Consider the following 25,318-nt stretch of genomic DNA (forward strand, 5'->3'; position numbering starts at 1 on the left):
TCATCACATACGCTATACACTGCAAATAAAGCCGCTTTTGATAAGGCACCTAATACTGAAAGCATGCTATTGCTATCAACTTAGTCTGGTTATGTTTAATCAATTATGTTTAATCGTTTATCAGTAATTCCTTGAAGAGGCGTGATGATATTTATTCTTGCTTCACTATCGCTAAATATGACATCACCTCAATGACTTGTATAAATTTAAGCCAACGTGTGTAATACCGGTTAGGCCTACGGTATAAGTGTCCGCGATAATCACAAAGGAAGCTCATGTTCAATCTCTTCGAACGTTGGATGGATCCCCTGCCCTCCCAAGAACCACAGCAACCACCAAAAGGTATTTATGCCTTTTGCCGTCACTATACCCGTGGATTTGAACTGCCACTGATACTCATGTCACTGCTCACTGCCCTACTGGCTATTTTAGAAGTCAGTTTATTTGGCTTTATGGGGCAACTAGTTGATTGGTTGGTTAAAAAAGATCCCGATACCCTGCTACAACAAGAAGGACTGAAACTACTGGGGATGGGGCTGATGCTGTTGGTCGTACTGCCGTTACTGACGCTGCTGCACGGGTTAATTGTTTATCAGGGATTACTGGGCAATTATCCCATGTCTATTCGCTTTTTAGCCCACCGATATTTGTTAAAGCAAAGTTTGGCATTCTATCAAAATGATTTTGCTGGCCGGGTAGCAACCAAGGTGATGCAAACCTCGCTAGCAGTACGGGAAACCGTCACTAAATTATTGGATGTTCTGGTCTATATCTTCGTGTATTTCACCGCTATGTTGGTGATGATTGCGAATGCCGATTACCGCTTGGTTATCCCTATGCTGATTTGGCTAGCCGGCTATATTGCACTGCAGTGTTATTTTGTCCCACGCCTCAAAGCTGTGTCAGCACAACAAGCAGATGCCCGCTCCATGATGACCGGCCGCATTGTCGACAGCTACACCAATATTACAACCGTTAAACTATTTGCCCATACTGACCAAGAAGCTCATTACGCTAGAGCTGGTATGAAGGAATTTCTTAATACGGCTTACCGGCAAATGCGCTTAGTCACTGGATTAAATGTCAGTGTACAAAGTTGTAATTATCTGCTGACTTTTATTATTGCAGCACTGTCAATTTACTTGTGGCAAGACAGCGCCATTACTATCGGTGCGATTGCGGTTGCGGTCAGCCTGGCACTGCGACTTAATGGTATGTCGGAGTGGATGATGTGGGAAGTCAGTTCACTGTTTGAAAATATCGGCACGGTTGCTGATGGCATGTCTACCTTGGCAAATCCCATCACAGTCACAGATAGCGACGATGCTAAGCCGCTTTATGTCAATGCGGGTCAAATTGATTTTCGCCATATCAGTTTTAACTATGGTGAAAAAGAAGCTGTTATCGATGCGCTGGATCTGTGCATACAGCCAGGCGAAAAAGTAGGCCTAGTGGGGCGCTCCGGTGCAGGGAAGTCCACTTTAGTGAACCTCTTGATGCGTTTTTATGATGTCAATCAAGGGGAAATACTGATTGATGGACAGAATATTCGCACGGTAACGCAAGACTCGTTGCGACAGCAAATCGGTATGGTGACCCAAGATACCTCCCTGCTACACCGTAGTATCCGCGATAATATTCTTTATGGTAAACCTGATGCCACTGACGCCGCATTACAGCGGGCGATTTCACTCGCCCAGGCAGATACGTTTATTCAACAACTCAGTGATCCCAACGGATTACGGGGATTAGATGCCATGGTTGGGGAGCGAGGCGTTAAGCTTTCTGGTGGTCAACGTCAGCGAATCGCCATTGCCCGGGTACTGCTAAAAGATGCCCCCATTTTGCTATTGGATGAAGCTACATCGGCATTGGATTCTGAAGTGGAAGCTGCTATCCAACAAAGTCTCAATCAACTGATGCAGGGCAAAACTGTCATTGCCATTGCACATCGCCTATCAACAATTGCGGCAATGGATCGTCTTATTGTGCTGGATAAAGGCAAGATAGTTGAACAGGGAAGTCATCAACAACTTATCGAAAAAGGCGGAATCTATGCTCAACTATGGGCACACCAAACCGGCGGTTTTCTTGGGGTTGATTAATATGCTACTTCCCCAACTTCATATAATGTAATGCTCAAATCGCTCGTCTAGCGATATTCATATTGGCAGCATAAATGGTGGGGACAATTCGTGTTAATGGCAGGAAAGATACTTAACGATATGAACTTTAAACGATTATAACTAGCTGTATATAACCAAACGCTCAGTGTATTAATAAAATACAGATATAAAAAGACCACCGTTTCCGGTGGTCTTCTTGATATTGGTGGAGCTATGCGGGATCGAACCGCAGACCTCCTGCGTGCAAGGCAGGCGCTCTCCCAGCTGAGCTATAGCCCCAATTTCTGTCTTAACAACAAAAATTAGAATATGTGGTATCCCCTAGGGGATTCGAACCCCTGTTACCGCCGTGAAAGGGCGGTGTCCTAGGCCTCTAGACGAAGGGGACCCCGGACTGCATTAGACTCTGCAAAGAGTGAATACTCATTAAACCCTGTAGGCTAAGGTTTAACGCTATCTTCCATTAAGAAAGATTGGTGGAGCTATGCGGGATCGAACCGCAGACCTCTTGCATGCCATGCAAGCGCTCTCCCAGCTGAGCTATAGCCCCAATTTCTGTCTTAACAACAAAAATTAGAATATGTGGTATCCCCTAGGGGATTCGAACCCCTGTTACCGCCGTGAAAGGGCGGTGTCCTAGGCCTCTAGACGAAGGGGACCCCGGACTGCATTAGACTCTGCAAAGAGTGAATACTCATTAAACCCTGTAGGCTAAGGTTTAACGCTATCTTCCATTAAGAAAGATTGGTGGAGCTATGCGGGATCGAACCGCAGACCTCCTGCGTGCAAGGCAGGCGCTCTCCCAGCTGAGCTATAGCCCCAATTTCTGTCTTAACAACAAAAATTAGAATATGTGGTATCCCCTAGGGGATTCGAACCCCTGTTACCGCCGTGAAAGGGCGGTGTCCTAGGCCTCTAGACGAAGGGGACCCCGGACTGCATTAGACTCTGCAAAGAGTGAATACTCATTAAACCCTGTAGGCTAAGGTTTAACGCTATCTTCCATTAAGAAAGATTGGTGGAGCTATGCGGGATCGAACCGCAGACCTCTTGCATGCCATGCAAGCGCTCTCCCAGCTGAGCTATAGCCCCAATTTCTGTCTTAACAACAAAAATTAGAATATGTGGTATCCCCTAGGGGATTCGAACCCCTGTTACCGCCGTGAAAGGGCGGTGTCCTAGGCCTCTAGACGAAGGGGACCCCGGACTGCATTAGACTCTGCAAAGAGTGAATACTCATTAAACCCTGTAGGCTAAGGTTTAACGCTATCTTCCATTAAGAAAGATTGGTGGAGCTATGCGGGATCGAACCGCAGACCTCTTGCATGCCATGCAAGCGCTCTCCCAGCTGAGCTATAGCCCCAATTTCTGTCTTAACAACAAAAATTAGAATATGTGGTATCCCCTAGGGGATTCGAACCCCTGTTACCGCCGTGAAAGGGCGGTGTCCTAGGCCTCTAGACGAAGGGGACCCCGGACTGCATTAGACTCTGCAAAGAGTGAATACTCATTAAACCCTGTAGGCTAAGGTTTAACGCTATCTTCCATTAAGAAAGATTGGTGGAGCTATGCGGGATCGAACCGCAGACCTCTTGCATGCCATGCAAGCGCTCTCCCAGCTGAGCTATAGCCCCAATTTCTGTCTTAACAACAAAAATTAGAATATGTGGTATCCCCTAGGGGATTCGAACCCCTGTTACCGCCGTGAAAGGGCGGTGTCCTAGGCCTCTAGACGAAGGGGACCCCGGACTGCATTAGACTCTGCAAAGAGTGAATACTCATTAAACCCTGTAGGCTAAGATTTAACGCTACTCCTTTTTAAAGGAGTGTCCTATCGCCAGCGGCATTAGAACAAAATATGTGGTATCCCCTAGGGGATTCGAACCCCTGTTACCGCCGTGAAAGGGCGGTGTCCTAGGCCTCTAGACGAAGGGGACCCCGGACTGCATTAGACTCTGCAAAGAGTGAATACTCATTAAATCCTGTAGGCTAAGATTTAACGCTACTCCTTTTTAAAAGGAGTCTTCTGTCGCCAACGGCGCTAGAACAAAATATGTGGTATCCCCTAGGGGATTCGAACCCCTGTTACCGCCGTGAAAGGGCGGTGTCCTAGGCCTCTAGACGAAGGGGACCCCGGACTGCATTAGACTCTGCAAAGAGTGAATACTCATTAAATCCTGTAGGCTAAGATTTAACGCTACTCCTTTTTAAAAGGAGTCTTCTGTCGCCAACGGCGCTAGAACAAAATATGTGGTATCCCCTAGGGGATTCGAACCCCTGTTACCGCCGTGAAAGGGCGGTGTCCTAGGCCTCTAGACGAAGGGGACCCCGGACTGCATTAGACTCTGCAAAGAGTGAATACTCATTAAATCCTGTAGGCTAAGATTTAACGCTACTCCTTTTTAAAAGGAGTCTTCTGTCGCCAACGGCGCTAGAACAAAATATGTGGTATCCCCTAGGGGATTCGAACCCCTGTTACCGCCGTGAAAGGGCGGTGTCCTAGGCCTCTAGACGAAGGGGACCCCGGACTGCATTAGACTCTGCAAAGAGTGAATACTCATTAAATCCTGTAGGCTAAGATTTAACGCTACTCCTTTTTAAAAGGAGTCTTCTGTCGCCAACGGCGCTAGAACAAAATATGTGGTATCCCCTAGGGGATTCGAACCCCTGTTACCGCCGTGAAAGGGCGGTGTCCTAGGCCTCTAGACGAAGGGGACCCCGGACTGCATTAGACTCTGCAAAGAGTGAATACTCATTAAACCCTGTAGGCTAAGATTTAACGCTACTCCTTTTTAAAGGAGTGTCCTATCGCCAGCGGCATTAGAACAAAATATGTGGTATCCCCTAGGGGATTCGAACCCCTGTTACCGCCGTGAAAGGGCGGTGTCCTAGGCCTCTAGACGAAGGGGACCCCGGACTGCATTAGACTCTGCAAAGAGTGAATACTCATTAAACCCTGTAGGCTAAGGTTTAACGCTATCTTCCATTAAGAAAGATTGGTGGAGCTACGCGGGATCGAACCGCGGACCTCTTGCATGCCATGCAAGCGCTCTCCCAGCTGAGCTATAGCCCCAAATCTTTATGCATTTGAGTGTGCTACCGTTTCCGTCGGCACCCCCTGAACTGCGAGGCGCATTCTATGCAGCACACCCAAATGTGTCAACGGCTTTTTTAGGAATTTATTCTATTTGCTACAAATTCAACCGCCATGGAGATTCTTTGCTCGCAACGCGTACGGCCAATGAGCAACATGGTCAAATCCAGAGCAGGAGACTGTCCGGCGCCAGTCACAGCAACACGAAGTGGCATACCGACTTTACCCATGCCCACCTCTAATTCAGCTGCGGTTTCTTCAATCACATTATGTAATGCTTCTTGAGTCCACTCAGTCAGCGTCGCCAGTTTTTTCTGAACCAATTGCAGCGGCTCTAATGCCACACCACGTAAGTGCTTCTTGGCAGCAGCTTCATCAAACTCAGTAAAGTCTTCAAAGAAGTAACGGCTAGATGCTGCCAGCTCTTTCAATGTCTTGGCGCGCTCACCTAACGCAGTAACAACCACAGACAATGCTGGACCATTGCTGGTATCAATATTCTGATCAACCATATGCCATGCCAGATACTTGGCAACATATTCAGGATCCAGACTCTTGATATAATGCTGGTTCAACCACAGTAGCTTTTCAGTGTTAAATGCAGATGCAGCTTTGTTGATATCGTCCAGTTTGAAGAATTGCTTCATCTCTTCGATAGAGAACACTTCTTGATCGCCATGGGACCAGCCCAAACGAACCAGATAGTTCAGCAAAGCTTCTGGCAGATAACCATCATCTCGATACTGCATAACGCTAACAGCACCATGACGCTTAGATAGCTTGGCACCATCGTCACCCAAGATCATTGCTACGTGAGCATATTCAGGAATAGGTGCACCCAATGCTTTAAGGATATTGATCTGACGTGGGGTGTTATTGATATGGTCTTCACCACGTACCACACAGGTAATGCCCATATCCCAGTCGTCCACTACGACACAGAAGTTATAGGTTGGAGTACCATCACTGCGGGAAATGATCAGGTCATCCAGTTCCTGGTTAGCGATTTCAATCCGGCCACGAACGTGATCGTCAAAAACAACGCTGCCTTCAGTTGGGTTCTTAAAACGTACCACATAAGGTTCATCGGTATCACGCGGTGCTTTATCACGGCAGCAACCATCATATTTCAGGCGTTCACCTTTGGCAGCCTGCTCTTCACGCAGTGCTTCAATGCGTTCACGGGAACAGTAACACTTGTAAGCAGTGCCCTCTTCCAGCATTTTTTCGATAATTTCGTTGTAACGATCAAAGCGTTTGGTTTGGTAATATGGACCTTCATCCCAGTTCAATCCCAACCATTCCATGCCTTCCAAAATAGCGTCAACGGCTTCTTGGGTAGAACGCTCGAGATCGGTATCTTCAATACGCAGGACAAATTCACCCTGATTGGCACGGGCATGCAGCCAGGAATACAGAGCGGTACGAGCGCCGCCAACGTGCAAAAAGCCGGTAGGGCTTGGTGCAAAACGCGTCTTGATAGTCATAGTGAAACACTAACCTATAAATGTCGCCTGAGGATTCAGGCTGTCACAGAAAAAAGTGGCCACTATTCTAACAGCCAAAGGCTATAACAGAAAAGGGACGACATTGCGCGCTAGGTTACATTTGTAGCTCGCTGTTGCAGTAATCCTTACCCACATCGAAATTAATCTGACCTAGCAGGCATAAAATGGCTTGTGACTACTGGGGGGCTGTCAAGGAAAATCAACCTGGTAATGGCGGGAGAAAATGTTTTTGGCATAACAAAACATCACAGTATTGTGATGGCTAATCTAGATAACTAAGCCGTAATAAAGAGGCCAAAGGGTGATAGAAATACCGAGTCTTACGTCAATAACAAATCTAGGATCATATTGTTGATAGAAAATTCTGCGCTATCAATATCCCCAATTGCACTTATCAACCTAAGCGCCACTCCGCTATGCTGTGACAAACAGGCCTTTATCGGAGCAAGATTATGGCGAATGTCAGTCAATCCGCCTCATTGGAGAGTATCGCCGCATATTTAAAGCTGGCCAATAACTGTGACCGTCTCACCGCCATGAATGACGCTAAAGAAGTCATGCACAATCTGGTAGGGATGCGACAAAAGGGATTTATTACCGGCTGGTATTTCGATGAATATGGTCATTTAGAGCTATTGCCCAGCGATGCCATCATGGCTCGTCTGCAAGACTGAGCCGCTCTTTGTCACAATCCTAATCACAAGCCTATTTATGTAGTGGCTCAGTTAGTGGATCAGTCGATAGCCTCAAGCCGCTATCGCCCCATCGACTGAGCAAAGATGCTCTATTGCTAAACCTGCAAGAAGAGAACATTAATCCAGCAAAACAGAGACCTCCCCCTGTAGTTTGAGGTAAAAAATACCATGTGAGGAGTAATCCCCCCCACGCCAAACGGCATATCACCTTCTCCCCTGCCCTTTATCCATTAATAAAGAGTTATTTGTTTTATATTCACCTCAAACATCATCGGAATAATCGTATTTCGGCCCCAAGCTTTATGTAGCATTATCTCAGCACGTACTTAACCGTTTAATCCTTAATCCTTAAACACCGGATGGTAACGCCCTACGCTTATATATTGTTATGAAGAACCTTAGAGAACCATATCGTAGCCACAATATTCGGGATTAAACCGGCGCATTAATCGTTTGGGGTCTTTGCTGGCGTTGTTGGTAACGAGCCAAATACCACTGCAAGCAAAATAGCAACGTCAATAAAAGAACTGAGCCGACAACCACGCCCTGCCAATGAGCATAATGCCAAAATGGCATTAAGAAAGGACCGCCCGCTGCCGCCCCCAAATAGTAACAGCACAAATAAAGTGATGTGGCTTTTGCCCTATGTTGCTGTGCCCGCTGCGCAACAAAACTATTACAGCAGGAATGGATCAAGAAAAAGCCCCAAGCGGTAATCAGAAAACCTGCCACTATCGCTGGCAGATTATCGACCACGGTCAATACCGTTCCAACCAGCATAGCCAATACGCCTTGGCGGAATAATCTGGTGTGGCCTTGACGCGCAATCTTTCCAGCTGAACGCCATGACACCAGCGTGCCACTGAGATAACACAAAAAAATCAACGTGGCACCAAATCGGCTCAATGAGTACGGCGTTTGCATCAGGTGCAACTGAATAAAACTGAACTGATTCACCATCACCATAAAAGCTAAGGCGCCAATAAGATAGGTTAATCGCAGCTGCATATCCGCTAAATGCTGTCCAAATCCGTGTAAATCCTGGGCAAAGCGCTGTATTAATGTGGCATCAGCTAATACTGAGTCTGGCGTGGCGCTACGAGGTAACCAGTGCATCACCAATAACACCGCGCTGACAGTCAACCCGGTTAACACCCACATAGCTTCATGCCAAGAAAGGTATTGCGCCATTAAGCCACCAATTAAACGACCAGTGATACCGCCAAGACTATTCGCTGCAATGTATACAGCTGCGGCCTTGAGCAACAAGGCACCGTCCAGCTTATCGCGAAAATACGCCATCGCAGTGGCCGGTATCGCTGCCAACAAAATCCCCTGCCCGAGTCGGATACACAACAAGGCTTCAAATGACGTTGCCCAAATCAACAATAAATTAGACAGCGCCAACAAGCACAGGCTAATCACAATCGGCCGCCGTCGGCCAATTCGATCCGAAATAACAGCCATCAATAACAGAGAAAAAGCCAAGGTAAAAACCGTTGCTGAAAGCAGTAAGGTTGCCCGGCCGGGGAGGATATGAAAATGTTCTGCAATTAATGGCAACATACCCTGCATAAGATACAGATTGATATAAATCACCACAGAAGCAACAGACAGTGCTCGGATAAGCTGGCGAGCTTCAGCATTAGACAGGGATGGCATTATCGCCCCGGAAAACCACCAAAATGACAGACCAGCAGCATAGCAATAGATTAAAGATAGGAATAATAGATAATTTAAGCTAAAAATATTGATAAAACTTATATTTAAAATATCTATATGGAAATCCGTCAACTGCAACAGTTTACTGCACTGGCCAAACAGCAAAGCTTCACCCTCGCGGCCCGAGAACTGAATATGGCGCAACCGGCATTGAGCCAAAGCATTAAGAAATTAGAACGTCAACTTGGCGTGACCTTGGTTAATCGCAGCGCTGGACAACAGCGCAGAGCCGTTACCTTGACAGCAGAAGGCAAAATACTACTAGAGCATGCCAGACTGATCTTAGGGCAGGTACAACAAGCTAAAACTCAAATAAGAGCGATGGCAGCGTTACAAGCCGGAGAAGTTCGTATTGCCGTCCCCGGCATGCTGGGTTCATTTTATCTGCCTTCCCGCTTGATGGCATTTAGGCATAGCTACCCAGACTTAAAACTTTCGCTATTTGAAGGCGGTACCCGGGATGCGCTGCATATGCTAGAACGAGAGGATGTCGATGTTGCCATTATCACGGCCCAAGATCTGCGCGATGAGTTTGAGCACCGCCTGTTAGTTAGAGAACAAATGGTAGTAGCCATGAGCCCAGAGCACTCGCTGAGCCAGCAGCAACATGTCAGCTTGCCAGAGTTTTTTGCCCATGAACTAGTGATGTTTAAAACCGGTTACTTTCACCGTGAATGGATGCTGACTCAAGCCAATACACTGGGGTTAACGGCCAATATTGCCTTTGAAACCAATCTGATTAACCTGATTAAACAACTCATCAGCCAAGGGTTTGCCATCACTAGCTTGTTGCAAATGGCCATTAGCAAAGCCGACGGCATTATCAGTAAGCCATTTGAACCGCCAGTCTTTTTAGATTTACATATCGCGTGGAAAAAACACAAACCTATTGGTCGGGCTGATATGGCATTTATACAATTTTTGCTAGTAAACGCCTGAATATACCTGCTTAATGGAAATAGGCACGACAAAAATAAACATCGTGCCTATTTAAGTTTGGTGACGCAACAAGGTTTCTTTTTATCTGACAGGGTTAAAGTTGCTTGAGTTATTTGACTTAGCCCAACCTGCTTACTCCCCATTGACTGAAGCCCATCGGACTAAGACTACATAACGGATCATACGCTCCCTAATTCGCCTCAAGTCATACCGGATATAAAGACTCAAGCACTAAGTTGCAACTGCATCAGCTTGCCGCTCAGGAGCAGCATCTTGAAATGCCGCCAAACGGTTACAATGCTGGCTTATGCGGACAATATAGGGAAAGTCATCCAGTGGCACATTGAAACGCTTGGCATTGTACACTTGTGGTACTAAACAGATATCAGCAATTGTTGGGCTTTCTCCATCGCAAAATGGGCTATTGCGCCTTGCTTGTTCCTGCTGCAGCAACATCTCAAATGCCGTTAACCCCTTGGTGATCCAGTGACGATACCAGTGATCTCGAGCGTCAGTGTCTTGTGACATATCATGGGTAAGATATTGCAGCACGCGCAAATTATTGAGTGGATGCACATCACAGGCGATCAGATTAGCTAATGCCCGTACCCGGGCACGCCGCTGAATATCTGCGGGAAGTAGTGCAGGCTCCGGATAGCGTTCTTCCAAGTATTCCAATATGGCCAGTGATTGAGTCAATACCAGCTCATCATCCACCAATACCGGAACCAACGCCTGAGGATTAAGCGCTAAATACTCAGTCTGATGCTGTTGGCCGCCATCTTTAACCAGATGAACTGCATGATGCTCACAGGTTAACCCTTTCAAATTGAGGGCAATTCTGACCCGATATGCAGCACTAGAGCGCCAGTAACCGTAAAGTTTCATCATAGCTGCCCTTATTGTGAATAACGTACAACCTGCTGATCAATAGCTCCGAAAATACTTTCGCCCTGCTTATCACGCATTTCTATCCGAACCCTGTCTCCAAAGCCCATAAAGGGTGTAGCAGCCGTACCACCTGCAACCACTTCTAACATACGTTTTTCAGCTAAACAGCTAGAGCCGGCACTACGGTCATAGTTAGAAATCGTGCCAGAACCGATAATGGCGCCAGCACCAATGGGACGCGTTTTTGCCACATGAGCAACCAACTGGGCAAAGTTAAAAGTCATATCAACCCCGGCGTTAGGCTGACCAAACAGTTCGCCATTAAGGTAAGTCACTAACGGTAAATGAACCTTAGTATCTTGCCAGCATTCACCCAACTCATCAGGCGTTACCGCGACAGGAGAGAAACTACTGGAGGGTTTAGACTGGAAGAAACCAAAACCTTTAGCCAATTCAGCCGGAATAAGGTTACGCAAAGAGACATCATTGACTAACATCAGCAACTTGATATGTGCCCCGGCATCTACATCCGAAATCCCCATGGGGACATCATCTGTCACGACGGCAATTTCAGATTCAAAATCTATTCCCCAGTCCTCACTACCCAATGGGATATCAGCCTTAGGCGCAATAAAACAATCTGAACCGCCCTGATACACCAGTGGATCAGTCCAGAAACTCTCTGGCATCTCGGCGCCACGCGCTTTACGTACTAATTCCACATGATTGACATAGGCACTGCCATCTGCCCATTGATAGGCTCGAGGCAATGGTGATAAACACAAATCCTCATCAAATGGGACACAGTTAGGTATTTGACCGGCATTCAGCTGTTCATACATTCGAGTCAATGGCCCGATCAGCTCTTGCCAGTCATCAAGTAACTGCTGCAAAGTAACTGCAATATCGGGAACCGCGACTGCACGGCTGAGATCCCGACTGACTAACATTAACTGCCCATCTCGGCGTCCATTTCTGTAACTGGCTAATTTCATCGTCTCTTCCTTATTTCCCAACGTCGGCACAACACAATAAGATATGTACACTGACAGTTGTTGACGTCTTGGAATTAGATGTACCTTAACGGGACGAAAAAAGATACCGCAACAGCCTGAATACTCTCCAACTGGATAACGACCTAAATGTAAAGCGCGGCTTACTATGATGGTTTTTATGGCGGTAGTTTTTATGACTAACTAGTTTTTATGACTAACGTGTGGCTAACGTAAATGGAATAATTGATCGAACCTAAATATTCTGCACACCTTTGGTAAGGAAAATCACCCTGTGATAAGCAGTATTTCCCTGCATCCCCATACAGACTCATCATCTAGTCATACATCATTAATCGCCAATTATCTGCTTTAGTGGCTATCCGCTTTTAATGAATTGTATTTCTGCAAACATACAGAAAGTATAAGTTAATAATCCCTGTCAAAAGGGAACGTCCCAAGTAAAAACAAACATTTTATTAGTATTATCTACGGGAGGAATTTACAAATAAGCTCTAGAGTCTGTTGACCTTTCAAGTTTGTTTTTACTGCGATTTTGGGGTTATTTATGCAAGGTAGAGGGATAGGTAGTTACACTACCTGATAAACCGATAATGCCGCATATAACAAAAGGCTGCAGTAAAATTTTATGATTCAACTGCAACCGATGTCCTGACAGGAAATTGCCAAACTTTATTTTGGCTTGTTGATTTTATATTCACGCAACTTATTAGCAATGGCGGTATGACTGACGCCCAGTTTTTTGGCTAATTGTCGAGTACTGGGATAAGCGGGATATAACCGACGCAGTAATCCCGCCTCAAACTGTTTCATCGCCTCATCCAAAGTACCTTCAAATTGATTATCAAAATAACCAAACCCTTCAGCATAGGATGGTAATTTAAGCTGCTCGACTGTTAATTCACCGCTACCATCCCACATGGATACCGCGCGGAAAATCGCATTTTTCAATTGGCGCACATTCCCCGGCCAGGCATAGGTCATTAATTGATCACGACAGGCCGCAGAAATACGCCGGACAGGGCTAGATAACTGTTGACTGTAATGCTCTAAAAACATCTCAGTTAATGGCAAAATATCTACCCGACGTTCACGCAACGAGGGCATATGAAAACTCAACACATGAATGCGGTAATACAGATCTTCGCGAAACTCACCGTTTTGACATAATTCAGCCAGATTTTTCTGCGTTGAACAGATAATTCGGATATCGGCACGGACCTCCTCATTACCTCCCATCCGTCTAAAGCTGCCATCTTGTAGCATTCTAAGTAATTTCACCTGAGCTGCCGGTGACATTTCAGCAATCTCATCCAGAAAAACAGTGCCGCCTTCTGCTTCAGCAAACAATCCTTGTTTCACAACGTTATCATCAGCAACAAAACCAAATAGTTCTTCTTCTGCCACACTATCGGGTAACGCTGCACAATTGATTGCAATAAAAGGATGCTCTCGCCGCATACTGGCATCGTGGCAAGCTCGGGCCATCAATTCTTTACCTGTACCGGTTTCTCCGGTAATCAATAAGGGAGCATCCAATTGGGCCATTCGTTTGGCTTGTTCAACAACCAATTTCATTTTGTCACTGATGGCCAATACGGTATCAAATCCAGCAGTATGATTTTGTAATGCATTAAACTGTTTTCCCACTCTAGCGGGAGATTTTAGCGATACAACTGCACCGGCTAAAATGGCTTTATCCTGCTCATCCGGCAAGTAAATTGGCAACATCTCAGCCAAATATTCACTTTGCCCAATATGAACCCGGGTTGCCTGTGCTAATACCTGGGATTCTCCCAACCAACGGCTAAAATTAAATCCTTGTACCCAATGGTTTAACGGCTCATCTAGCACTTCATGTTCCGCCATGGCTAAGGTCAACAGGGCAGACTCATTAACCACCCGAATACGGCCCTTACTATCTAGAGAAAAAACGGAATCTGGCAGGGTTTTAAGTAGCGTTTTCAGCGCATAATGCTCCTGCTCCGAGGGCATAAATGCCACTGTACGCACATCATTTACCGCTTCAACTTTGCGGATTTGCGGCATCAGTTCACTGAGTGTATCGAAACTGACCTCCGCAAACTGCAGATACAAGAAACCTTTATTACTGGCATCAATTGCCATTAAGTTAATGCCATGCTGCTCCAGCACAACCAGAATATCCTTGGCCAAACCGACCCTATCCTGACAACTGACTTCCAAGCGCATATCCGGTATTCCCTTTTATTCTGCCAATAGATCAAATATTCCATTGTAAAGCTGACGGGATTCAAACTCACAATGGCGTGATATCACACAAAGCTATAAGTTAAAAGGTAATGTAAGGCGTGGCAAGAGTTGTTTACAGAGATAACCGCAATCATTAAGTATAAAAAAGGTGTCAGAACAAGAAGTTCTAACACCTGTTTACAACACCATGTTATCAACTACGGGGGAGTGCATCCGTTTTCGCTGCCATAATAAAATCATTGTGATGTAAACCACGAATCGAGTGGGACCACCAAGTGACGGTGACTTTCCCCCACTCCACCAAGATGCCAGGATGATGAAACTCCGTCTCTGCCAACTCAGCAACTTGATTGGCAAACGCCATGGCTAATTTAAAATTCTTAAAGGGATAAACACGTTCTAATTGCATGATGCCATCACGCGTTTCCACACACCAATCAGGAATTTCTCGTATAAGCTCAGCTAATTCATGCTCTGTAACTTTTGGTGCATCAGCCTGACAGGCTTCACAGGATAATGTGACTAAGTCATTCATACCTAACTCCCTTGTATTAACTTTATGACCTCTAACATGACCGTTTCAATGGTTCATGATTAATTTCCATATAAAATAAAAATGTCTGAATACCCATTAACCTACGGCGGATTTAGGGTCAAATAAAGGAGGATGCAGCCCTAACTGCCGAGCGGATTTAATGCCCAGCATAATATCCTGGGCTGATATCTCATTGAGCATATCAATGCTATCAATAACGAAATAAATTGGCTGCAGAATATCAATGCGGTATGGCGTTCGTAACACATCTAACAAATCAAACTCTTTTCTTTGCGGTTGATCACCGAGGGCATAAAGGGTCTCAGCAGGAGAGCTGAGTATCCCGCCACCATAAATACGCAAATCGCCGTGAGTATTACGCAATAAGCCAAATTCCACCGTAAACCAATACAATCTGGCCAGATAAACCCGTTCATCTTTGGAGGCATTTAGCCCTAACTGACCATATAACTCAGAAAACCTGGCAAAAGCTGTATTCGTTAATAACGGGCAGTGACCAAAAATTTCATGAAAAATATCCGGTTCTTGCAAATAGTCAAACTCATCTTGGCTACGAATAAAGGTCGCCACTGGAAACTGGCGATGAGCTAACAATTCAAAAAAGCGGGCAAATGAGATTAATGCTGGTACAGGCGCTGTGCGCCAACCAGTCGTCTGCTGTAAAACGTCGTCAACTTCACTCAGTTGCGGAATCCGATGTTTCGGGAGTTGTAGCGCATCCATACCATGCAAATATGCTTGGCATGCCCGTTGCGGCAAATGTCCTTCTTGGCGTTGATATAATTGTTGCCAAATATTGTGCTCTGATACTGAATACTCGATAGTGCCGTCACTATTAGCTTCTTTGGCAACATAACTGCTGCACTTCTCCATGCCGAATCCTCCGCCTAAGCCCCAAATATCATCATCAGATAATTGCTACTGCTTGTTAACTCAGCAGAGTAATTTAATCGCTCGCTACAGGCTATCACCCGTAACAGATTAATTACACATGAGCATTACCAATTGAATTTAAAAGATAAAAATCAAAAAAGGAATACTACTTGTCATAATTATAAAGAAGCCAACTGTGATTTTCTTCGCTAGGAGGATGGCAATTGTCATAAGGTGCATTACAATATGACACCATTTTATTCAGCCCATCTAGCCAGCCTAAACCAATGATTAAACATAAAATCCGCAAAGCTGTTATCCCCGTAGCAGGTCTTGGTACCCGCATGCTGCCAGCCACAAAGGCCATCCCTAAAGAAATGTTACCTATTGTGGATAAACCGCTGATTCAATATGTGGTACAAGAAGCCATTGCCGCAGGCATTAAAGAAATAGTGCTGGTGACCCATGCCAGTAAAAATTCTATTGAAAATCATTTTGATACTAGTTTCGAGTTGGAAGCCCAACTGGAAAAGCGGGTAAAGCGGCAATTGTTGGAAGAAGTACAAGCCATTTGTCCTAAAGATGTCACTATCATAGGTGTACGCCAAGCTCAGGCGAAAGGGTTAGGACATGCCATCTTGTGCGCCAAACCCGTGGTTGGTCATGAGCCTTTTGCGGTATTACTGCCTGATGTCATTATTGATGACGCCAGTAGCAATGCACAAAGGGATAATCTGGCTGAAATGGTACGTCTCTATGATGCCACGGAAGTTGGCCAAATTATGGTAGAAGGCGTCCCTGAGCAACTAGTTAATCAATATGGTATTGCTGATGTTAACGGCATTGCCATGCAACAGGGAGAGTCTCAACCACTAAAGCAATTGGTTGAGAAACCTGCGTTAGATGAAGCCCCATCCAATCTTGCGGTTGTCGGCCGTTATGTATTACCGGCTGATATCTGGGGACTACTGGAAAAAACCCCTGTAGGAGCAGGAGATGAGATTCAGCTGACAGATGCTATTGCCATGCTGATGGAAAGCCAAACCGTGAATGCATATTACATGAAAGGGAAAAGCCATGACTGCGGCAATAAGCAGGGCTATATGCAAGCAATTGTTGAATATGGCATCCGCCATCCAAGCGTAGGAGAACAATTCCGTCAGTATCTGAAAAATATCGTAGAAGGGCTATAACATATGACTATTCTTGTTACTGGCGGGGCCGGTTATATCGGTAGCCATACTGTGGTTGAGTTACTCAACCAAGGCAATAATGTTGTTATTTTGGATAATCTCTCTAATGCCAGTTATGAGTCACTGGCCAGAATTAGCGAAATTACGGGTAAAACCCCAATGTTTTATCACGGGGATATTTTAGATAAAGTTCTGTTGCGAGAAATATTCTCTAAACATCAATTTAAATCCGTTATCCATTTCGCTGGACTCAAAGCCGTTGGAGAGTCTGTAGCTAAGCCTTTAAAATATTACGAAAATAATGTTTCAGGTACGATTGTATTATGCCAAGTAATGGCTGAGTTTAATGTCAAAAATTTGGTTTTTAGCTCCTCTGCCACCGTGTATGGCGATCCAGCTAGCCTACCAATAAAAGAAGACTTCCCCACCTCAGCCACTAACCCATATGGGCAGTCCAAATTAATGGTTGAACATGTGCTAGCGGATCTTTATCAGTCAGATCATAGTTGGAATATCGCAAGACTACGCTATTTCAATCCGGTTGGTGCACATGCTTCAGGTAGGATAGGTGAAGATCCAAATGATATTCCTAATAATCTAATGCCTTTTATTAGTCAGGTTGCCGTTGGTAAGCGAGAAAAATTAAGCGTATTTGGCAATGACTATGACACACATGATGGTACTGGGGTTAGAGACTATATCCATGTTGTCGATCTTGCTATCGGACATTTAAAGGCGCTAGCAAAACTTGACACAAAACCGGGGCTAGTGACCTATAACCTTGGAACGGGCACAGGCTATAGCGTATTAGATATGGTAACAGCCTTTGAGAAAGCTTGTGGTAAAACAATTGCTTATGAAATTGCACCACGCAGACCAGGTGATATTGCAGCCTGTTATGCCGATCCTCAAAAAGCTAAAAAAGAATTAAATTGGGTAGCGACTCATTCCTTAACCGATATGGTCAATAGCAGTTGGCATTGGCAATCAAATAATCCAAATGGGTATAGATCATAATCTACTTTAACTACAATACCAGCACCAGATTAAAACTGTGCTGGTATTCCCTAGCCTATTCCCTGCGCAATTATGTCATAACCTAGAAAGCAGGATTAAACCGCAATAACGAAACCATACTAGATTCATCTATTCAATGTTTATATTTTTAACATATTTAGTAAATAAAAATAATTAATATAGAAATATTAATAGATATATCATAGTAAATTCCCTAAATATCAATAACATTCCATAAAAATAAAACATATTATTCAATTTAAACTCTGCTTAATACTTGTATCCTACAAAATATGCAGTAAGATCACACAAAAGAATCAGATTAAAGACAATTATGTTTGGTAAAAAAAAATCAATAACAGGACTGACTTATATTGCCCAAGGCACCAGAGTCACAGGAGAATCTCATTTCGCCGGAGATGCGCTTGTCGGTGGTGAAATTCATGGGACAATTCAATCAGAAGGGACGGTTACTATTGAGCCATCAGGCTTAATTAGTGGTGACATTGAATGTCAAGAAATCAAAGTTTCTGGATTACTTCAAGGAAAATTACGCTGTGAAAGACTTGTAATAACAGGTACTGGTACAGTTGAAGGTGATGTTTCTAGTAATCATATGGAAATTTTTGAGGGTGGGCAATTTATTGGTGTGAGAGTTAAAGATAAACATATCGATAGATTAGAACAACAGGCTGTTGTAGATGATAAAAAACTACAAAAAATAATGGAACTTGACGATAAAAAAATTAAAAAAGCACAATAATATAACTCTTTATAACAAGGCCCCAATTCATGGGGCTTTCGCTAGATGAACTATAAACGTCTGTTATTTGAATAATATTTCCCGAAACTATTCTGAAGCACAAATTATATAACTATTCACAAATAGACATATTGCTTTCTTCGATAAAGTATAAAATTTAAACCGACAGCCAGCATTGAAAGATGATAACTGTCAGTTCAAATCGTTCACCCACTATTTATAAAACTCTTTATACCACTCTACAAATCGCTTAACACCAGAATTAACGTCTACCTTAGGCTTGTAACCCACCTCATTAAATAGATCTACCGTATCTGCCCACGTAGCGTGGACATCACCTGGTTGCATAGACATCAAATTTTTATTAGCCTCGATACCCAAGGCATCTTCTAACGCAGCAATAAAGTCTAACAGCTTTACTGGGCTGCCATTACCGATATTAAACACCCGATAAGGCGCAGAACTAGAAGCAGGTGTACCCACATCAACTGTCCAATTATAATTAGGCTCAGGCACCTTGTCTTGCACTCTGATAATACCTTCAACAATATCGTCAATATAGGTAAAATCACGACTCAGGTTACCATTGTTATACACATCAATGGCCTCCCCCTCAATAATGGCTTTGGTAAATTTGAACAGTGCCATATCTGGTCGGCCCCAAGGACCATATACAGTAAAAAATCGAAGCCCAGTAGTCGGAATGCCATACAAGTGAGAATAGCTGTGAGCCATCAGCTCATTGGCTTTTTTAGTTGCAGCATAAAGAGATACTGGATGATCCACACTGTCACAGGTAGAAAATGGCATCTTTTGATTTAAACCGTAAACAGATGAAGAAGATGCATATACCAAGTGTTCCACCTTGTTATGCCGACAACCTTCCAATATTGCTAAATGCCCTATCAAATTACTATCTGCATAAGCCATAGGATTTTCCAATGAATAGCGAACCCCAGCCTGTGCAGCAAGATGAATAACACGATCAAACTTTTCTTCTGCAAAAAGGCTTGCAATACGAGGTCTATCCGACAAATCCATTTTAATGAAATGAAAATCAGCAAAAGAACTAAGAGTATCAAGTCGTGCTTGTTTCAAATTAACATCATAATAATCATTAAGATTATCTATACCTATAACCTTATGCCCTAAAATACATAGACGCTCACTTACTTTTGCACCAATAAAGCCAGCGGCACCAGTAACTAAATACTTCATACAGAACCTTAAAAAAACGATATATACCGAAAAAACTCAATCATTACCAAATAAATCACGTGTAAAGACTTTATCAACGACATCACTAAGTTCTTCGGCCATGCGATTAGATATAATGATATCTGCTTCAACTTTAAAAGCTTCAAAATCTTTAATCACCCGTGAGTTAAAGAACTCCTCTTCTGAGAGCACAGGTTCATAGACAATAACCTCAATCCCTTTTGCTTTAATACGCTTCATAACACCTTGAATTGCAGAAGCTCTAAAATTATCTGACCCAGATTTCATAATCAGTCGATATACGCCAACCACTTTGGGTTGTTTTTCAATAATGGTATCAGCAATAAAATCTTTTCTAGTAGTGTTGGCATCAACAATGGCTCGAACAATATTATTTGGTACTTTTTTATAGTTAGCCAACAGTTGTTTAGTATCTTTAGGTAAGCAATAACCACCATAACCAAAAGATGGATTGTTATAATGATTACCAATACGAGGGTCTAAACCAACACCCTCAATAATCTGGCGAGAATTCAATCCATGACTCTGAGCATAAGTATCTAATTCATTAAAATAAGCAACACGCATAGCCAAATAAGTATTGGAAAATAACTTAACAGCCTCAGCTTCAGTAGAAGCTGTAAACAATACAGGAATATCTTGCTTTATCGCAGCTTTAGTTAACAATTCAGCAAAAACTTGTGCACGCTTTGATCTTTCACCGACAATAATGCGTGATGGGTAAAGATTGTCATATAAAGCCTTTCCTTCACGCAAAAATTCTGGAGAAAATATAATATTTTTTGTATTAAACTTTTCTTTTATTGCTTTAGTATAGCCTACTGGAACAGTAGATTTAATAATCATTACTGCATCTGGATTAACGTTTAATACTTGCTTAATTACAGACTCAACGGAACGAGTATTAAAATAATTAGTTACAGGATCATAATCAGTTGGTGTCGCAATAACCACAAAATCTGCATTTTTATATGCTGACTCCGCATCCAAAGTTGCGACTAAATCCAATTGTTTATTGGATAAAAAATTCTCTATTTCTGTATCAGCAATAGGTGATTTTTTTTGATTAATTAAATTAACTTTATCTTGAATAACATCTACAGCAACCACTTTATTATGTTGTGCTAAAAGCACTGCATTGGACAGACCAACATAGCCTGTACCAGCGATAGCAATTTTCATTACGCTGAAACTCCAGTTATAATTTAAAACTTTGATATAAATTTAAATAGTATTTTTTTTGATTTAGCAAATCATATTGAGAAGCACATAATAACGCATTATGACTATAAGTTTTGTAATTATTTATAATATCTGACAGTGCATGTTTTACACTATCTAAATTATTCTCAACGAGAATCCCGTTGTCTTTAATAAGTTCTGGGCATCCACCTACATCGCTCAATATCATAGGTAGACCTGACGATGCAGCTTCAAGTGCTGCCATAGGCATACCTTCACTGTCAGATAGCAATATAAAGATGTCATAATCAGAAAATTGATCAAAATTCTTGATTTCACCTAAAAATCTAACATTGTCAGGAGTAGCATATGTATCCTTCAATGGACCATTACCAATAATATCTAGATTTATATTGTCAATCTCTTGGACACTTTCTATAAGTAAATCCACTCGCTTTGGTGCTGCTAGCCTTCCTAAAAAAATAACCTTAAATAAATCAATATTAGTTTTAGGACTAGACAAAGTTTGAGGAAACACAGAGTTTCTTATACAAACTAATTTGTCTGATGCAATTCCTATTTTATTTTTAGCATTTTCTAGATCCATTTCTGAGACACATAAGATTGCATCAGAAAAATAAGACAACACTTTTTCAATAAAAACAAATATATTTTTAAGCTTACCACCATTATATAAGCATGACCAACCATGAGAAACATATATTATTTTACTTGATACAAATAATTTGAGTAATCTTGAGTACAATCCAGCATTAGCAGAGCTTGCAATGATAAGATCAATTTTGTTTTTCTTTATAAAAGATAATATTTTTATCAGTGTAACAATAGAAAACCTTGACTCTAATTTTTTTTCAAATAAAGTGTCATTTACTTTTGTGTTATCAGTTAGCCAACCTGGCTCATTTGTGACAATAAAATGATTGAAATCGTCCTTGAATAATTTAATCTGATCGCGAACCCAAGTCTGAGCACCGCCAACTTCTGATTTAGTGATTACATGAAGAACGTTCATTATCTACATCTGCTAAATTATTTTTAACATTAATTAAATTACTATAAATCGAAATCCATTTACTTGCTATTTGGGTGATTGAGTAATTTTCAATTACATGCTTTCTTGCTTTTAAGCCTATTTGCTGTCTGTCATGCTCGGCTAACTTAAGCATATCAGTAAGAGCACAAGCAAGTGCTTCTGAATTTCTAATCGCAACTACAGCACCATGCCCAGATATTGCTTTGGTCGTCCCACCACAATCTGTAGCAACAACAGGTCGCTGACATGACATCGCTTCTAGTAATACCAATGGCAAACCTTCCCAAGCAGAAGACATAACAAAAATATCAGCTGCACTCATCCAGTCTTGCACATCAAACCTTGCACCAAGAAACATAATAATATCGTCAAGCCCTAAATGACTTGAAAGTTCCCGAAGATCAGATTCATCTTCACCCACGCCAATCACAACTAGCTTAAAATAGCTATTTTTTTGTTTTAACAAAGATAATGCATTAAATAAATTAGGATAATCTTTGGCCTCTGTTAACCGACCTACTGCAAGCAATAGTATCTGATTATTATCTAAGTTTAGAGATTTACGATTTTGTTCTCTTGCTTCAGCATAAAATTGAAATTTTGTAGTATCAATACCGTTATAAACCGGAATCATTTTATGTTCGGGACAAGCTCTAATTCTTTTATAAATTTCAACAGCCTCATCACTTACATTGGTATTTTTATCGCAAAGAAAATCTGTATATCTATACATTAATGTTCTAAGCTTGCCACCTTCATTTATACTGTGAGCAGTACAAATTAAAGGTTTTTTGATACCAAACACCCGTAATATTCTTGAAAATATATTAGCGTGAAACATATGGCTATGAATAATATCTGGCTGAAATTTATTAACAATTCTCTTAGCCTTTAATAACCCTTTTAATAGACCAACAGGCGTCTTTTTAACAGATAATGAAATTGTTTCTACCAAGTTATTTTTTGGAGACAACACTTGCTCTCCGGTTATTGAAATAATTTGTACCTTATGTCCAAGAGTAACAAATTCATCGGCTAAATCACAAACCTGCTTTTCTCCTCCACCTATTTTTAATCCTGTTGATATGAGTAAAATATTCATTTTGAAATTCCTAAAATGTAGATAATACGCAACTCATGAAAAACCCCAACCAAAGTATGGCAAATTAATTCTAGAATAATAAGTATAAATCAATGTTAACAAAAACAAAAATATATATAAATATTTTCGCCAACTTGACAGGTATAAACCAGCAATAAAAACTAACAAAATAGAGCTTTCGAATATTCTAGCTGTTACAGGAGTAAAAAAATAAGTTGATAAGTAAAATCCTATACTAGAAATTTCAAATGTATGTATTTTGAAAAAAACCTTACCTTGAAACCAAAATAACATCAAAATAACAAACCATAGTATGAATGCTCCTCCACTAACAGAAATATCACTGAAATTATATTCATTAGCTTGTCTTGCTCCAAGATATAAAGTTAGAATTGGAATAACAATCGCTATAATAAAACCCAAAACAAATAAAGCTAAAAGCTTAACATCTCTTGCTAGCTTTAACTTCGTTAAAAATTTAACAACAAAATAAATAAACACAACAAAGAAAAATGATGCATGTATCAAAGGAGTACATAACATAACAAATAGTTTTATTTTTTTATTTGTTAGATACCATGCATATATAAATATTGAAACGGCCAACCCTTGACGAAGATGAATAATATAGTTTTTTATAACTTGAGGATATATTAAAATAAGAACCATTAAAAAAACATGTTTTATATTATTTTTTACACACACATAAAATGTTAAGAATGAAGAAAAGAAAATAAATATTCTGACTACATTCTCTGGTGAAAATAACAGTCCTAAACAAAAATTTATCGACAACCAAATTGGTTCATTAAAAATAAACGACAACTCTCCTTTAGAAATATTCGAAATTATTAATGTAAAAGCGTTTGTTACATATAATAAATAATTAGGTCTATCTAACATGCCATCTATAGGAAAGCCCCAAGTTAATATAGACGCATAAATTAATGCAAAAATAAAAATCGTAGTTTGATATAATCTCACATTAATACTCTTAATTATATAATAAACTCAACCATTGTTTTAAAATAAATTCATTTGAATAATTTACCGATGATTTTTTAACATCTAGATAATTAAAAATTAAGTTTTTTTTCAAAATCTTATCTACCATTAAAGATAATTCTCCGATATTAAATTGTTTAATCAAATACCCATTAACTTCCGGAATTATAATCTCGCTTGGTCCATTTTGACAATCAAAAGACACGACTGGCGTACCAAGGGTAATTGACTCGACTAGTACATTTGGGAAACCTTCATAAAGACTTGTCATCAAAGTTAAATTAGCGCCTAAATAATAAGGTTTAATATCTTTTTTAAAGCCTTCAAAATCAACAAATTTGGAAACACCAATCTTTACCGCTAATTGTTTCAAATCTTGCTCTAAAGAGCCTTGTCCAACTATTTTAAGTCGTAACCCAGGATATTTGTTATAAATACGAGAAAAAACTTCAATTGCATAATGAAAGGCTTTTTGCTCTTCTAAACGCCCAACACAAAGAATGTAGTTGCCTTTTTCTATATTATTGAAATTAATATTTTCTGAAAATTTTTCAATGCTGCTATTAACGGGATTATAGATAACTGATGACTTATTTTTTAAAGCAGGGATAACTTTAAGTAAATCATTCTGCATTCCATTGCATTGATTAATGACATGATCAGCTTTGGCATAAAACTTTTTAATTGTAAATCGAACGAGAAAACTAATCTGGTCTGAATTTATATTCTCAGAAATAGTATTAATATTTCTTGTAATAATTTTAAACTTTCGAAATAAAGTATAACGAACAAAAATCGACATTATTGTTAATTCATAATTGAATACTACTAATTTTTGAACATTATTTTTTTTAATAAAATCTCTTAGTTTAAAAAATGCTTGTCTAGCTTGATTAACTTTTAATTCTTTAATCGCAACTTTTTTACTAACTCTATCTAAAAATACTGAATTTTTTAAATTCAAAACTAATAGAGTCACGTCCCACCCTTGCTCAGCCAATCCATTAGAAATATTCACACAAACGCCTTCAGCGCCACCTCCAGCAAGGGAACTAATCAAAAAAGTCACTTTTTTATTATGATGCATTTTTATTTTTCACTTTATAAACATCCC

General features: G+C 41.3%; 19 protein-coding genes and 19 tRNA genes. 6 read left to right on the plus strand and 32 right to left on the minus strand.

The window, feature by feature from the left end:
* Positions 1–275: 275 nt before the first annotated feature.
* A complete protein-coding gene (locus tag NFHSH190041_RS13630; protein ID WP_261922339.1) occupies positions 276–2,105 on the plus strand; it encodes an ABC transporter ATP-binding protein in 1,830 nt (609 codons plus the stop codon).
* A 224-nt stretch (positions 2,106–2,329) separates the two neighbouring features.
* On the opposite strand, the gene NFHSH190041_RS13635 is transcribed toward NFHSH190041_RS13630, so the two are convergent.
* The 20 genes from NFHSH190041_RS13635 to gltX form a co-directional block, all read right to left on the minus strand.
* Positions 2,330–2,405 (minus strand) — tRNA-Ala (locus NFHSH190041_RS13635).
* 33 nt (positions 2,406–2,438) lie between these two features.
* Positions 2,439–2,514 (minus strand) — tRNA-Glu (locus NFHSH190041_RS13640).
* 86 nt (positions 2,515–2,600) lie between these two features.
* Positions 2,601–2,676 (minus strand) — tRNA-Ala (locus NFHSH190041_RS13645).
* 33 nt (positions 2,677–2,709) lie between these two features.
* Positions 2,710–2,785: transfer RNA gene (locus tag NFHSH190041_RS13650), tRNA-Glu, on the minus strand.
* Positions 2,786–2,871: 86 nt separating this feature from the next.
* Positions 2,872–2,947: transfer RNA gene (locus NFHSH190041_RS13655), tRNA-Ala, on the minus strand.
* A 33-nt stretch (positions 2,948–2,980) separates the two neighbouring features.
* Positions 2,981–3,056, minus strand: a tRNA-Glu gene (locus NFHSH190041_RS13660).
* Positions 3,057–3,142: 86 nt separating this feature from the next.
* A tRNA-Ala gene (locus NFHSH190041_RS13665) sits at positions 3,143–3,218 on the minus strand.
* Between the two features lie 33 nt (positions 3,219–3,251).
* A tRNA-Glu gene (locus tag NFHSH190041_RS13670) sits at positions 3,252–3,327 on the minus strand.
* A gap of 86 nt (positions 3,328–3,413) precedes the next feature.
* Positions 3,414–3,489: transfer RNA gene (locus NFHSH190041_RS13675), tRNA-Ala, on the minus strand.
* Between the two features lie 33 nt (positions 3,490–3,522).
* A tRNA-Glu gene (locus NFHSH190041_RS13680) sits at positions 3,523–3,598 on the minus strand.
* Between the two features lie 86 nt (positions 3,599–3,684).
* A tRNA-Ala gene (locus NFHSH190041_RS13685) sits at positions 3,685–3,760 on the minus strand.
* A gap of 33 nt (positions 3,761–3,793) precedes the next feature.
* Positions 3,794–3,869: transfer RNA gene (locus tag NFHSH190041_RS13690), tRNA-Glu, on the minus strand.
* Positions 3,870–3,987: 118 nt separating this feature from the next.
* Positions 3,988–4,063 (minus strand) — tRNA-Glu (locus NFHSH190041_RS13695).
* Between the two features lie 119 nt (positions 4,064–4,182).
* Positions 4,183–4,258 (minus strand) — tRNA-Glu (locus NFHSH190041_RS13700).
* A gap of 119 nt (positions 4,259–4,377) precedes the next feature.
* Positions 4,378–4,453, minus strand: a tRNA-Glu gene (locus NFHSH190041_RS13705).
* Between the two features lie 119 nt (positions 4,454–4,572).
* Positions 4,573–4,648 (minus strand) — tRNA-Glu (locus tag NFHSH190041_RS13710).
* Between the two features lie 119 nt (positions 4,649–4,767).
* Positions 4,768–4,843, minus strand: a tRNA-Glu gene (locus NFHSH190041_RS13715).
* A gap of 118 nt (positions 4,844–4,961) precedes the next feature.
* Positions 4,962–5,037 (minus strand) — tRNA-Glu (locus NFHSH190041_RS13720).
* Between the two features lie 86 nt (positions 5,038–5,123).
* A tRNA-Ala gene (locus NFHSH190041_RS13725) sits at positions 5,124–5,199 on the minus strand.
* Between the two features lie 98 nt (positions 5,200–5,297).
* Positions 5,298–6,707, minus strand: coding sequence for a glutamate--tRNA ligase (gene gltX, locus NFHSH190041_RS13730; protein ID WP_261922340.1), 1,410 nt, complete (start codon positions 6,705–6,707; stop codon positions 5,298–5,300).
* A gap of 473 nt (positions 6,708–7,180) precedes the next feature.
* On the opposite strand from gltX, the gene NFHSH190041_RS13735 reads away from it, so the two are divergent.
* The gene (locus NFHSH190041_RS13735) at positions 7,181–7,402 is read left to right on the plus strand and encodes a hypothetical protein (RefSeq protein ID WP_261922341.1); all 222 of its coding nucleotides are present in this window, start codon (positions 7,181–7,183) and stop codon (positions 7,400–7,402) included.
* A gap of 453 nt (positions 7,403–7,855) precedes the next feature.
* Here the strand turns inward: NFHSH190041_RS13735 and NFHSH190041_RS13740 are convergent, their stop codons facing one another.
* Complete coding sequence (locus tag NFHSH190041_RS13740; RefSeq protein ID WP_261922342.1) at positions 7,856–9,085, minus strand: MFS transporter; 1,230 nt, start codon at positions 9,083–9,085, stop codon at positions 7,856–7,858.
* Positions 9,086–9,202: 117 nt separating this feature from the next.
* Between NFHSH190041_RS13740 and NFHSH190041_RS13745 the strand changes: the two genes are divergently transcribed.
* The gene (locus tag NFHSH190041_RS13745; protein WP_261922343.1) at positions 9,203–10,084 is read left to right on the plus strand and encodes a LysR family transcriptional regulator; all 882 of its coding nucleotides are present in this window, start codon (positions 9,203–9,205) and stop codon (positions 10,082–10,084) included.
* 231 nt (positions 10,085–10,315) lie between these two features.
* Here NFHSH190041_RS13745 and maiA read toward each other — a convergent pair whose 3' ends face one another.
* The 5 genes from maiA to phhA form a co-directional block, all read right to left on the minus strand.
* The gene (maiA, locus tag NFHSH190041_RS13750) at positions 10,316–10,972 is read right to left on the minus strand and encodes a maleylacetoacetate isomerase (protein WP_261925129.1); all 657 of its coding nucleotides are present in this window, start codon (positions 10,970–10,972) and stop codon (positions 10,316–10,318) included.
* An 11-nt stretch (positions 10,973–10,983) separates the two neighbouring features.
* Positions 10,984–11,970, minus strand: a complete 987-nt coding sequence (locus tag NFHSH190041_RS13755) for a fumarylacetoacetate hydrolase family protein (protein ID WP_261922344.1) — start codon at positions 11,968–11,970, stop codon at positions 10,984–10,986.
* Between the two features lie 690 nt (positions 11,971–12,660).
* Positions 12,661–14,199, minus strand: coding sequence for a transcriptional regulator TyrR (gene tyrR / locus NFHSH190041_RS13760; RefSeq protein ID WP_261922345.1), 1,539 nt, complete (start codon positions 14,197–14,199; stop codon positions 12,661–12,663).
* 214 nt (positions 14,200–14,413) lie between these two features.
* A complete protein-coding gene (locus tag NFHSH190041_RS13765; RefSeq protein ID WP_261922346.1) occupies positions 14,414–14,755 on the minus strand; it encodes a 4a-hydroxytetrahydrobiopterin dehydratase in 342 nt (113 codons plus the stop codon).
* Positions 14,756–14,851: 96 nt separating this feature from the next.
* Complete coding sequence (phhA, locus tag NFHSH190041_RS13770) at positions 14,852–15,649, minus strand: phenylalanine 4-monooxygenase (RefSeq protein ID WP_261922347.1); 798 nt, start codon at positions 15,647–15,649, stop codon at positions 14,852–14,854.
* A gap of 287 nt (positions 15,650–15,936) precedes the next feature.
* Here phhA and galU point away from each other — a divergent pair, with 287 nt between their 5' ends.
* The 3 genes from galU to NFHSH190041_RS13785 all read left to right on the plus strand — a co-directional run bounded on the left by galU (position 15,937) and on the right by NFHSH190041_RS13785 (position 18,622).
* Positions 15,937–16,842: a UTP--glucose-1-phosphate uridylyltransferase GalU gene (gene galU, locus NFHSH190041_RS13775; protein ID WP_261922348.1), complete on the plus strand. Its 906-nt coding sequence runs from the start codon at positions 15,937–15,939 to the stop codon at positions 16,840–16,842.
* Positions 16,843–16,845: 3 nt separating this feature from the next.
* On the plus strand, positions 16,846–17,859 hold the full coding sequence (gene galE, locus NFHSH190041_RS13780) for a UDP-glucose 4-epimerase GalE (protein WP_261922349.1): 1,014 nt from the start codon (positions 16,846–16,848) through the stop codon (positions 17,857–17,859).
* A 334-nt stretch (positions 17,860–18,193) separates the two neighbouring features.
* Positions 18,194–18,622, plus strand: coding sequence for a polymer-forming cytoskeletal protein (locus tag NFHSH190041_RS13785; protein ID WP_261922350.1), 429 nt, complete (start codon positions 18,194–18,196; stop codon positions 18,620–18,622).
* Between the two features lie 213 nt (positions 18,623–18,835).
* On the opposite strand, the gene NFHSH190041_RS13790 is transcribed toward NFHSH190041_RS13785, so the two are convergent.
* The 6 genes from NFHSH190041_RS13790 to NFHSH190041_RS13815 are packed head-to-tail and all read right to left on the minus strand — an operon-like array spanning position 18,836 to position 25,291.
* A complete protein-coding gene (locus NFHSH190041_RS13790; protein ID WP_261922351.1) occupies positions 18,836–19,840 on the minus strand; it encodes an NAD-dependent epimerase in 1,005 nt (334 codons plus the stop codon).
* 36 nt (positions 19,841–19,876) lie between these two features.
* Positions 19,877–21,043: a nucleotide sugar dehydrogenase gene (locus NFHSH190041_RS13795; protein ID WP_261922352.1), complete on the minus strand. Its 1,167-nt coding sequence runs from the start codon at positions 21,041–21,043 to the stop codon at positions 19,877–19,879.
* A 16-nt stretch (positions 21,044–21,059) separates the two neighbouring features.
* Positions 21,060–22,076, minus strand: coding sequence for a glycosyltransferase (locus NFHSH190041_RS13800; RefSeq protein ID WP_261922353.1), 1,017 nt, complete (start codon positions 22,074–22,076; stop codon positions 21,060–21,062).
* Complete coding sequence (locus NFHSH190041_RS13805; protein ID WP_261922354.1) at positions 22,051–23,199, minus strand: glycosyltransferase; 1,149 nt, start codon at positions 23,197–23,199, stop codon at positions 22,051–22,053. Before NFHSH190041_RS13805 ends, NFHSH190041_RS13800 begins: the two co-directional genes overlap by 26 nt.
* A gap of 33 nt (positions 23,200–23,232) precedes the next feature.
* Positions 23,233–24,183 carry an EpsG family protein gene (locus tag NFHSH190041_RS13810; protein WP_261922355.1) on the minus strand — a complete coding sequence of 317 codons (951 nt, stop codon included), beginning with the start codon at positions 24,181–24,183 and terminating at the stop codon, positions 23,233–23,235.
* Positions 24,184–24,193: 10 nt separating this feature from the next.
* Positions 24,194–25,291 (minus strand): glycosyltransferase, encoded by a 1,098-nt coding sequence (locus NFHSH190041_RS13815; protein ID WP_261922356.1) that lies wholly within the window; start codon positions 25,289–25,291, stop codon positions 24,194–24,196.
* Positions 25,292–25,318: the final 27 nt, after the last annotated feature.

This window comes from Shewanella sp. NFH-SH190041, assembly GCF_024363255.1.
In the GTDB taxonomy this organism is placed as follows: domain Bacteria; phylum Pseudomonadota; class Gammaproteobacteria; order Enterobacterales; family Shewanellaceae; genus Shewanella.